At 75.4% G+C, this 9,782-nt stretch carries 13 protein-coding genes; 6 read left to right on the forward strand and 7 right to left on the reverse strand.

Going from position 1 to position 9,782, the window contains the following annotated elements:
* Positions 1–292: 292 nt before the first annotated feature.
* The 4 genes from ACRYM0_RS19180 to ACRYM0_RS19195 all read right to left on the reverse strand — a co-directional run bounded on the left by ACRYM0_RS19180 (position 293) and on the right by ACRYM0_RS19195 (position 2,816).
* Positions 293–847 carry an MOSC domain-containing protein gene (locus ACRYM0_RS19180; protein ID WP_432507443.1) on the reverse strand — a complete coding sequence of 185 codons (555 nt, stop codon included), beginning with the start codon at positions 845–847 and terminating at the stop codon, positions 293–295.
* Positions 848–1,330: 483 nt separating this feature from the next.
* Positions 1,331–2,080, reverse strand: coding sequence for a potassium channel family protein (locus ACRYM0_RS19185; RefSeq protein ID WP_432507444.1), 750 nt, complete (start codon positions 2,078–2,080; stop codon positions 1,331–1,333).
* 143 nt (positions 2,081–2,223) lie between these two features.
* Positions 2,224–2,427: a hypothetical protein gene (locus tag ACRYM0_RS19190; RefSeq protein WP_432507445.1), complete on the reverse strand. Its 204-nt coding sequence runs from the start codon at positions 2,425–2,427 to the stop codon at positions 2,224–2,226.
* Positions 2,428–2,459: 32 nt separating this feature from the next.
* Entirely contained in the window at positions 2,460–2,816 is a 357-nt protein-coding gene (locus ACRYM0_RS19195) for an STAS domain-containing protein (RefSeq protein ID WP_432507446.1), read from the reverse strand.
* Between the two features lie 193 nt (positions 2,817–3,009).
* Between ACRYM0_RS19195 and ACRYM0_RS19200 the strand changes: the two genes are divergently transcribed.
* The 3 genes from ACRYM0_RS19200 to ACRYM0_RS19210 are packed head-to-tail and all read left to right on the forward strand — an operon-like array spanning position 3,010 to position 5,752.
* Entirely contained in the window at positions 3,010–3,714 is a 705-nt protein-coding gene (locus tag ACRYM0_RS19200; protein WP_432507447.1) for a winged helix-turn-helix domain-containing protein, read from the forward strand.
* A gap of 5 nt (positions 3,715–3,719) precedes the next feature.
* Positions 3,720–5,126, forward strand: a complete 1,407-nt coding sequence (locus ACRYM0_RS19205) for a HAMP domain-containing sensor histidine kinase (protein WP_432507448.1) — start codon at positions 3,720–3,722, stop codon at positions 5,124–5,126.
* Positions 5,123–5,752: a GerMN domain-containing protein gene (locus ACRYM0_RS19210; protein WP_432507449.1), complete on the forward strand. Its 630-nt coding sequence runs from the start codon at positions 5,123–5,125 to the stop codon at positions 5,750–5,752. The genes ACRYM0_RS19205 and ACRYM0_RS19210 overlap by 4 nt, the downstream gene beginning before the upstream one ends.
* Positions 5,753–5,771: 19 nt before the next feature.
* Here the strand turns inward: ACRYM0_RS19210 and ACRYM0_RS19215 are convergent, their stop codons facing one another.
* Complete coding sequence (locus ACRYM0_RS19215) at positions 5,772–6,011, reverse strand: hypothetical protein (protein WP_432507450.1); 240 nt, start codon at positions 6,009–6,011, stop codon at positions 5,772–5,774.
* Positions 6,012–6,220: 209 nt separating this feature from the next.
* Between ACRYM0_RS19215 and ACRYM0_RS19220 the strand changes: the two genes are divergently transcribed.
* Both ACRYM0_RS19220 and ACRYM0_RS19225 read left to right on the forward strand, forming a co-directional pair.
* The gene (locus ACRYM0_RS19220) at positions 6,221–6,832 is read left to right on the forward strand and encodes a hypothetical protein (protein WP_432507451.1); all 612 of its coding nucleotides are present in this window, start codon (positions 6,221–6,223) and stop codon (positions 6,830–6,832) included.
* Between the two features lie 201 nt (positions 6,833–7,033).
* Complete coding sequence (locus ACRYM0_RS19225) at positions 7,034–7,672, forward strand: YceI family protein (protein WP_432507452.1); 639 nt, start codon at positions 7,034–7,036, stop codon at positions 7,670–7,672.
* Here ACRYM0_RS19225 and ACRYM0_RS19230 read toward each other — a convergent pair.
* Entirely contained in the window at positions 7,662–8,795 is a 1,134-nt protein-coding gene (locus ACRYM0_RS19230; RefSeq protein ID WP_432507454.1) for a lycopene cyclase family protein, read from the reverse strand. The genes ACRYM0_RS19225 and ACRYM0_RS19230 overlap by 11 nt on opposite strands.
* Positions 8,796–8,842: 47 nt before the next feature.
* Here ACRYM0_RS19230 and mscL point away from each other — a divergent pair, with 47 nt between their 5' ends.
* Positions 8,843–9,304: a large conductance mechanosensitive channel protein MscL gene (mscL, locus tag ACRYM0_RS19235; RefSeq protein ID WP_432507455.1), complete on the forward strand. Its 462-nt coding sequence runs from the start codon at positions 8,843–8,845 to the stop codon at positions 9,302–9,304.
* Here mscL and ACRYM0_RS19240 read toward each other — a convergent pair.
* Positions 9,301–9,600, reverse strand: a complete 300-nt coding sequence (locus tag ACRYM0_RS19240) for a hypothetical protein (RefSeq protein WP_432507456.1) — start codon at positions 9,598–9,600, stop codon at positions 9,301–9,303. The two genes, mscL and ACRYM0_RS19240, sit on opposite strands and share 4 nt — an antisense overlap.
* Positions 9,601–9,782 lie beyond the last annotated feature (182 nt).

Here is a 9,782-nt window from a genome sequence, read left to right on the forward strand (position 1 = left end):
GGCTGCGGTGGTGGGCGTGGTGCTGGCCGTGGTGGGCTCTGGACGCTCGTGGGGCGAGGCGGTGACCCTGACGGCCTTCGGCATCGGCTACGCCGGGGTGGTGGCGGTGCTGCTGCACGCCACGGTCATGGCTGGTCGAGCCGCGCGTGCGGTGCACCCGCGCCGTTGACGACTCGCTCTTCGACATCAGCGTGCGCGCACGACCGGCGCCATCACCGGGGCGCGCGAGGTTCGCACCACGACCGCGCGGCTCCTCCTCACACGGAGAGACGTCCTGGCCGGCGACTGTCGTTCAGACGCGCTCCAGGGCTCGCCAAGGCCGCGGCGGCACCTCCACGGCGATCGGGTCGCCGACCCGGACCTGCCCGCCGACGAGGACGACGCTCATGATCCCGGCCTTGCGCACCACGTTGCCGTCGACATCGCGAGGAGTGAGCGCCTTCAGCAGACCCGGTTGGAAGGCGTTGATCTGGGCACACGGGTTGCGCAGCCCGGTGACCTCGATGACGGCCTCCGGCCCCAGGTGCAGACGGGTGCCGCGCGGTAGATCGAGCAGGCCCAGACCTCGGGTGGTGATGTTCTCGCCCAGCTCGCCCGGTCCCACTCCGAAACCCTGTTCGTGCAGCTCGTCGTGCAGCTCGCTGTGGATGAGGTGCACCTGGCGCAGGTTGGGTCGCGTCGGGTCGGCGGCCACTCGAGAGCGGTGCTGGACCGTCGTGCCGGCGTGGGCGTCCCCTTCGACGCCGAGCCCTGCCAGCAGAGTGATGACGTCGATGACGCCCTTGCTGAAACGGTGCTCGCCGTCGCGGCTGACGGCGGTGACTCGGCCTGCTCGAACGTCGCCCACACCCCGATCATGGCTCACGGCCCGTCGCCTCGGGCAGGAGCCACCCTGCTCCACCGCACCCCGAGAGCGCCATGACCGCGACCTCGCGGACGGCGAGACGACCGGGCGTTCGGAGCCGCGGCGGACAGCGGTGCTGCAGGCGGCAGCGAGCACGCCGGGGTGGGCCGTGGCTGCTCGGGCGTGTCGGTGGCGGTCTGCAGCGAGACCGTCCCGCACCCCGTGGTGATCATGCACGGTTGAGGGCTCAACCGTGCGGGATCACCACCAGAGGGGACATCACGACATCGGCAAGACCGTGACGTCGCCGGCGGCCCACGACTGCGCCCGGCAGACCGCTCGGGGGTGAGGACGGTGCCGCCGCCACCGACGTGGGAGCCGTTCGGTGGCGCTCACGACACCGTCGAGGGCGACGGCGGACGACCTCGAAGCCGCTCAGACCGCCGACGACGGCCGGGCCCCCACCCGTGGACCCGGGCAGCCGGGTCAGGGCGTGTCGGGGCGGGCGGCCAGCTGCTCGCGCAGCCGGCGCACCTCCTCGGTCAGCTGCGCCACGTCGGCGCGGGTCGCCTCGGCGTCGGCGCCCGAGGAGTCGCGCACCTCGTCGAGGAACCAGGACGCCAGGGACCCGGTGACGACACCGACGAGGGCGATGCCCGCGAGCATCAGCCCGACCGCGACGACCCGCCCGGTCGCCGTGACGGGCGAGTAGTCGCCGTACCCGACCGTCGTGATGGTCGTCACCACCCACCACACCGCTTCGCCGAACGTGGTGATGGTCGCGTCCGGGGCGTCCCGCTCGGCGTCCAGGACGGCGCACGCGGCGCAGAAACCGATCAGGATCGTCGCGGAGACCACGAACAGGCCGACGCGGCCGCGCAGCCGGGTGCCGGCGCGCTGGTTCAGCAGCCGCAGCACCGTGACCAGCCGCAGCAGCCGCAGCGGCTGCAGCATCGGCAGCACCAGCAGCAGCAGGTCCAGCGGGTGGGTGAGGAAGAAGCGGCCGCGGCGGGGGCTGAACCCCAGGCGCAGCAGGTAGTCGACGCCGAACGCCACCCAGGTCGCGGTGCGCACCACGTGGCAGGTGGTGCGCACGGGCGCCGGCAGGTCCGGCTGCAGGATCGGCAGGGCGTACGCCACCAGCCACAGCACGGCCACGACCGTCGCGAGGCGTTCGCTGCGGTGCTCGTAGGCGCGGTACCGGGCGCCGCGGGTGCTGGTGGTCGGAGTGCTCACCGGCCCTGACTAGCGGCGCCGCGCGGTGGTGTCCACCGCGCGCGGTCGTGCCCACCGGAACGGGAGCGGGGCTCCGTCGACCCGCACCCCGTCCGGCGGTCCCCCGGTCGCCCTCCCCGACCGGGGCCTCCCCGCACCGGTCCTCAGACCGGCGCGACGAGGGGTTCAGCGGAGCGGGCGTGCAACTCCCGCAGGTCCGCGACCCGCCCGGCCGCGACCTCGGCGGCCTCGGCGTCGCCGCGGACCTCGGCCGCGCGCTGCTCGGACAGGGCGATCTCCACCTGGGCGGTGAGCTCGGCGGTGAAGGCGGGGGTGGTGAGCTCGGGGGTGGTCAGCGTGGTGGTCACGGTGGCTCCTCGGGTCGGTGCGTCGGTACGGGTCAGCGGGTGGCCGGCTCGATGTCGAACAGAGGAGCCAGCCCGGTGCGGTGCAGCACGTCCAGGTCGTCGCGGCCCAGGCCGCGCAGGACGACCCGGCCGCCCCGCACCCGGCAGCAGCGCTTGGCGCGCAGCAGGAGCGCCACGACCACCGAGGACAGGTGCTCCACGCCGGAGACGTCCACCACGAGGGTGGAGCAGCCGGAGTCCAGCGCCTCGCCCAGGGTGCGGCGCAGCGCGCCGACGCCCTGGCGCAGGCAGCCCTCGTGCAGGGCCACCACGGCGACGCCCTCCTCGGGGCCGCCCCCGCTGCGGGGGGCGACGGTCCCGTCGCGGTCGAGCACCTGCACCGCGTCCACGCTCCCCTCCGGTGGGCCCGCGCCGGGGGGCGCGGGTCGTTGGCCGCCCCGCCGTCACCGGTCGGGGCGTGGTCACCACAGTGACCGAGGCGTGTTGCGGTTCCCCGGTCGTCTCCATTGCGATCCTGTGACGATCCGTGACGACGTGGCACCCGGTCGCTGCGGACGGCCGGTGCGCTGGCAGCATGCGGACGTGTCCACGCACGTCCTTGTCCTCGACGACGACGACGGGATCCGGACGTCCCTGACGCTGGCCCTGGAGGACGAGGGCTACCTCGTCACCGGCTGCTCGGCGGCGGAGGAGGCCCTGGCCGCCGTCACCGACGGTGCGCAGCCCGATGTCATGGTCGTCGACCTCATGCTCGGCGGCATCGACGGCTTCACCTTCATCCGGCGGGTCCGGCCGGTGTGCGGCTCCCCCGTCATCGTGCTGTCCGCGCGGCACGACAAGAGCGACATCGTCGCGGCCCTGGAGGCGGGCGCCGACGACTACGTCACCAAGCCGTTCGACCTGGGCGAGCTGTTCGCGCGGCTGCGCGCGCTGCGCCGGCGCGTCGAGGGCACCGCCGGCGCCCACGAGGAGGAGGCCGTCGTGCTGGACTCCGTGGAGGGCCCCCTCGTGCTGGACGCCGCCGCCGGCACCGTGCGCCGCGGCGCGCAGCAGCTGCACCTGACGGTCACGGAGTTCCGGCTGCTGCGCGAGCTGGCCGGGGCGCCGGGGCGGGTCCTCAGCCGGCGCACACTGCTGGAGCGGGTGTGGGACCGCGGGTTCTTCGGCGACGAGCGCATCGTCGACGTCCACGTGCGCCGGCTGCGCACCAAGGTGGAGGCCGACCCCTCCACCCCCCGGCTGGTCACGACCGTGCGGGGGCTGGGGTACCGGCTGGACGTGCGGTGAGGCGGGTGCGCCCGCTGGGGCTGCGCGCCGGCGTCACCGTCTCCTTCACGCTCGGCGCCACGGCCCTGGCGACGCTGGCGGCGCTGGGCACGTACGCGGTGACGCGCGAGTACCTGCTGGACCAGCGGGAGCAGGCGGCCGTGCGGCAGGCGTTCGTCGACGCCTCCTCGGTCCGGGACGGGCTGCGCACCTCCGGGGTGACGGTGGGTGACGTCCTGGGCGCGGTGTCCCCGCCCACCGGTTCGGAGCTGCTGGTGCGCCGCGGCGAGCGCTGGTACTCCGCGTCCCTGCAGGTGGGCGGCGACGACGTGCCCGCCTCGCTGAACGCCGCGGTTGCCGCGGGCACGGCGGGGGTGACCTGGACACGGGTGGACGGCGAGCCGGCCGTCGCCGTGGGCGTGCCGCTGCCCGCGGTGACCGCGGAGTTCTACGAGGTCACCGTCACCGAGGAGCTGGAACGCACCCTGCTGGCGGTGCGCACCGCGCTGGCCGCGTTCGCGCTGTCCACCGCCGTGGGCGGTGCGCTGCTCGGCGCGTGGGCCTCGCGCCGCGCGGTGGCGCCGCTGCACGCGGTGGCCGGGACCGCCGCCCGCATCGCCGGCGGCGAACCCGGCACCCGCCTGCCCCCCACCACCGACCCGGACCTGGCGACGATCGTGGGGTCCTTCAACAGCATGGTCGACGCGCTGGAGGAGCAGATCCAGCGGGAGGTGCGCTTCAGCGCCGACGTCAGCCACGAGCTGCGCTCGCCGCTGACCACCCTGGTCACCAGCGTGGCGCTGCTGCAGCGCCGCCGCGAGGAGCTGCCGGCCCGCTCGCAGCAGGCCCTGGACCTGGTGGACCGCGAGCTGGACCGCTTCGCCCGCACCCTGGACGACCTGCTGGAGCTGGCGCGGCTGGAGTCCGGCACCACCGCGCGCGAGCGGGTCAGCACGGGCGCCGCCGACCTGGCGCGCCAGGCCCTGGACGGCAGCGGGCGCCGCGACGTGCCGGTGCGCGGCGGTGGGGACGCGGCGCGGGTGCGCGTGGACGTCGAGCAGGTGGGGCGCGCCCTGGTGAACCTGTTCGACAACGCCGACCGGCACGGCGAGGGGCTGGTGGAGGTGGTCGTGCAGCGGGTGGGCGACCGGGTGCGCCTGCTCGTCGACGACGCCGGGCCGGGGGTGCCGCCCGGTGAGCGGCAGCGGGTGTTCGAGCGGTTCGCGCGGGCCGGATCGCGCGGGTCGCTGCCCGGTTCGGGGCTGGGGCTGAGCCTGGTCGCCGAGACCGTGCGCGCCCACGGCGGCACGGTGCGGTGCGCGGCGTCCCCGCAGGGCGGGGCGCGGTTCGTCGTGGAGCTGCCCGCCTCCGACGCGCTCGTGTCCGCGGGCGCCACCGCGGCCACGGCGCGACGCGGCGAGGAGCCGGCGTGAGGGCCCCCGCGCCGGTGGGGGCGACGGCCCTGGCCGCCGGGCTGCTCGCCGCCGGGCTGCTGGCCGGGTGCGGCGCACCGGCGGAGGGGCAGGTGCGCGAGATCGGTCCCACGGAGGTCCCGTACGGGCTGCTGGACCCGCCGCCGGAGCCGACCGCGGACAGCTCCGCCACCGCCGAGGCCGGCAGCGGGCCCCGCGTGTACTTCCTCCAGGGCGACGCGCTGCTGGCGGTGCCGCTGGGCACCGCCAGCAGCGACGGCACCGACCACCTGGACGCGCTGCTGCGGCGGCTCTCCGCCGGGCCGGGCCGGCAGGAGCGGGCCGACGGCCTCAGCAGCGCGCTGGGCACGGACGTGCGGTTGCGGGCCACCGACCTCGCCGGCGGCACCGCCCGGGTGGCGGTGACGGGCCTGGCGCAGAACATCGCCGCGGACCGCCTGCCGCTGGCGGTGGGCCAGGTGGTCCTGACGGCCACCACGGCACCCGGGGTGGACTCGGTGCAGCTGGTGCGCGACGGGGAGGTCCTGGAGGTCCCCCTGCCCGGGGGGGAGCAGACCGCCGGGCCGCTGACGGCCGCCGACTACACCTCGCTGGTGGGCAACGACCGGACGGCGCCGGTCTCCTGAGCGCGGTGGGGAGCGCCGGTCAGCGCAGGTGACCGGTGGACACGCTGCGCAGGTGACCGAAGGAGACGTCCCGGAGGTGACCGGTCTTCACGGTGGTCGCCACGGTGGTCTTCGTGGTGGTGACCACGGTGGTCTTCGCGGTGACGGAGACCTTCACCGCGGTCTTGGGGGCGGCGGAGGCGGCGGGGGCGACGGCGGCGGAGCCGGCGAGCACGGAACCGGCGACGATCAGGGCGGCGAAGACGCGGGGCACGGACACGATGACTCTCCTCCAGACGTGATCGGGACGGAGCGTCACCGACACCAGAGCCATCGGTCCCCCTCCGCGCACGCTTGAGCAACGTTTTCCGGAAGCGGTGATTACACACAGTCAATATGCCTCCCGGTGGCCCACGCCTCCCGGCCCCGCCGAGTGGCGACCCGCCGAGCCCGGTGCCACCCTCGGAGCACCTCGAGGAGGAGGACGACGTGGACGCTCGGGCGACGACGGAGCAGGACCTGCTGCAGGTGCTGCACGAGGGCAGGCCGGTACGGCCGGTGCGGGGCACCCGCGCGGCCGACCTCGATGGACGCAGGGTCATGGCGTGGTGGGAGGGCTTCCGCGACCAGGTGGTGGCGCGCCGCGGAGAACTGGACGGCGTGGCCGGCACCCTCGTCGAGACGGTGCTGGCGGCCGACGGCGAGGTGGCGGCCCTGCCGCCCGAGCCCGACCCGGGGCAGTTGTTCGGCGCGGTCGCGCGCGGCGCCGGGCGCGTGCACGGGCCGCTGGAACCGCTGGCGGCCTGGTTCGGCGAGATGGCGCAGGTGTGCGCGCACGAGGTGGGGACGCACCAGCTCGCCCTGGCGGCCGAGCACGTCGGAGCTCCCAGCCCGGACGGTGACCCCCCGGTGCTGCAGGCGATGGCCCCGGCGGCGCGGGCCCTGTCCGACGCGGACGCGGCCGGGGTCCCGGCCGTCACGGCACTGACCGCCGCCTACCGCGCGGCCGCCGACGGTGCGCGCGGCACGGTGCACGAGGGTTCGGTGGACCCGGTGGCGCTGACGGTCGCGTGGTTCTTCGAGCGCGGCACCGTCGTCTGACCCGCCCTCCCCAGCGCCTCCCCGCCCCACCCCCCGCCCGACCCCGGCGGTGATCTTGCACGGTTGAGTATTCACTCGTGCAAGATCACCGCCGGGGTCGGGAGCTCAGGGGGCCGTTCGGGGGAGATGGTTGCGTCTTCAAGCAGTACGGGGTTATGGTCGACCCAGAAGTTGAGCACTCAATCACCTGGGGAGACCACGATGGGCTGGTTCGGCAAGAAGAACGACGGGTCGCCGACCGCGGACGGCACGGAGAACGGCACCTCGACGGCGACGCTGCCCGCGCACTCCACGCTGCCGCAGGTCCCCGGCTACCTGCCCGGCACCTGGACCATCGACGCCTCGCACTCCGAGGTGTCCTTCACCGTGCGGCACATGGCCGTCAGCAAGGTCCGCGGGCGCCTCGGCGGGGTGTCCGGCGAGGTCGTCCTGGCCGAGGACCCCGCCCGCTCCACCGTCACCGCCGCCATCGACGTCACCTCGCTGACCACGTTCAACGAGCAGCGCGACGCGCACGTCCACAGCGGGGACTTCTTCGACGTCGCCAACCACCCGACGGCGACGTTCACCTCCACCGCCCTCACCCACGACGGTGACGACTTCCTGCTGACCGGCGACCTCACCCTCAAGGGCGTCACCAGGACCGTCACCCTCACCCTCGAGGTCTCCGGCATCGGCCCCGACGCCTACGGCGGCACCCGCGCCGGTTTCTCCGCCAAGGGCCGCATCGACCGCCGCGACTTCGGCATCTCCTTCGACGCCCGGATCGACAACGGCGGCCTCGTCGTCGCCGACAAGGTCGACCTCGAGCTCGACGTCGAGGCCGTGCTCAACGCCTGAGGGGAACCCTCGGCAGCGCCCTCCCCAGGACGGTCCGCAGCATCGGTCCCCGCGGCGACGACGCCATCAGGCGCAGGTCGTCCGCGGGGCCGGTGCCGCCGTCCAGGAAACCCAGCACGCGGTGCACCGGGTTCCGGGCGAACAACCCGCTGAAGAAGCCCGCCCCGTCCACGCGGCCGCTCGCCAGCGCTTCCAGCACCAGCGAGTCCATCACCAGGTGCCGGCGCCGGTGCGCCGGTGGCAGCACCAGCGGGGAACCCGCGCGCGCCCGCCGGGCCAGCACGTCAGCCTGGCGCTGCAGGGCGCTGAACGCGTACCCCGTGGACGGGCGCACCGACCCGGAGGCGGCGCCCCAGCGCAGCACCCCGGGAACCCCGGACGGCGGGAAGCGCGCATCCGTCATGGGGATCACCCCCCGCTCGGAGCCCAGCACCTCCACCTCGCCGATCCCGCTGCGTCGCAGGTACTCCCGCAGCGCCACCTCGTACCCCGCCTCGTCCAGCAACCCCGCCGAGAACTCCGTGTACTCCACCAGCGCCTCGTGCGGCGACGTCGGCAGCACGTAGCCGAACGCCACCCCGCCGGCCGGTTGCGGAACCCGGAAGTCCATCATCGTGACCGTCGAGGGGTCGAACACCGGGCGTTCCGCGCGCACCCGCCGGCCCAGGAAGTGCTGCAGCAGCAGCGTGCGGCCCGTGCGGGGAACGGGCACCGGACGGGTGTCCACCACCGTCCACCCCGGCTCGAGCAGGTCCGCCGCGTCCTCGACGACGCCCTCCTCCACCGCGACGCCCGCACCGGCCAGGCGTTCGCGCACCGCGGTGTCCAGGTCCTGCGAACGCAGCATCCGGTAGCGCCAGGAACCCAGGTGGGCCACCACCTGATCCCCCGCCCGCGGGACGATCCGCACCCGCGGCCACGACGCCGACACCAGGTGCCCGAACGGCCCCGGCCCGGCCTGGCCCCACGTGCACCAGGTGCGCTCCGGGGTGCGCCGGCCCGAACCCCCCGGCGCCTCCACGACGCGCAGCGGAACCCCGGAACCCGCCAGCCGCCACGCCAGGCTCGCGCCCGCCGCGCCGAGCCCGAGGACCACGACACCCTGCACCCCGGGAACACCCACGCCCCTAGGCTCCCAGGGCCAGAACACCGCCGCCCGAGGAGGCACCCGTGAAGCTCGTCACCGGTTTCCGCGACTTCGTCCTGCGGGGGAACGTCATCGACCTGGCGGTGGCCGTCGTCATCGGCACAGCGTTCACGGCCGTGGTGACGTCCGTCGTGCAGGGGCTCATCAACCCGCTCATCGCCGCGGTGGGCGGCGGCCCGAACCTCGCCGGCACCTGGGTGCTCCCGCTGCGCACGATCGTCGTGGACGGGGAGCAGCAGCAGGTGGGGTTGCAGTTCGGCACGGTCGTCGGCGCCGTCTTGAACTTCCTCATCGTCGCCGCCGTCGTGTACTTCCTCGTCGTGACGCCCCTGAACCGCCTGCTGGCCTTGCGCAAGGACGAGTCGGCGCCCGCCCCGGCCGCCCCCAGCGAGGACGTCCGGCTGCTCACCGAGATCCGCGACCTCCTCGCGCAGCAGCAGGGCGGTTCCCCCGCCGGGGACCGGGGCCCCCGGACCGGGGCCTAGCGTCCGGAGGAGTTCTCCGGGCCGGTGTCCCCGGAGACCGCCTGCTCGGCGTCGCGCTCGTCGATGAGGACGCCGGCGAGCGGGTCGCCCGCACCGGTGCCCGCGGGGATGTCCTCCTCGGTGCCGAGCGGGTCCTCGGGGCTGCGGGCCGGCGAGGGCTGGATGCCGCCGTCGGAACCGCGGGCCACCTGACGGCTGCCGCCCTCCTCCACGGCCCGCACCTCGGCGTTGTCCGTGGGGTCGACCCGGTCGGTCGGCTGGGTGCTCTTGCCGGTCTCGTCGCTGGGAGTGCTCACGGTCCACCACCCTGACGGCGCCACCCCCACCCCGCCACCGGAACCCTCCTCCCCCGGGGGGGGGGGGGGGGGGGGGGGGGGGGGGGGGGGGGGGGGGGGGGGGGGGGGGGGGGGGGGGGGGGGGGGGGGGGGGGGGGGGGGGGGGGGGGGGGGGGGGGGGGGGGGGGGCGGGGGGGGGGGGG

The organism is Kineococcus arenarius subsp. arenarius (assembly GCF_050871845.1).
GTDB lineage: Bacteria > Actinomycetota > Actinomycetes > Actinomycetales > Kineococcaceae > Kineococcus.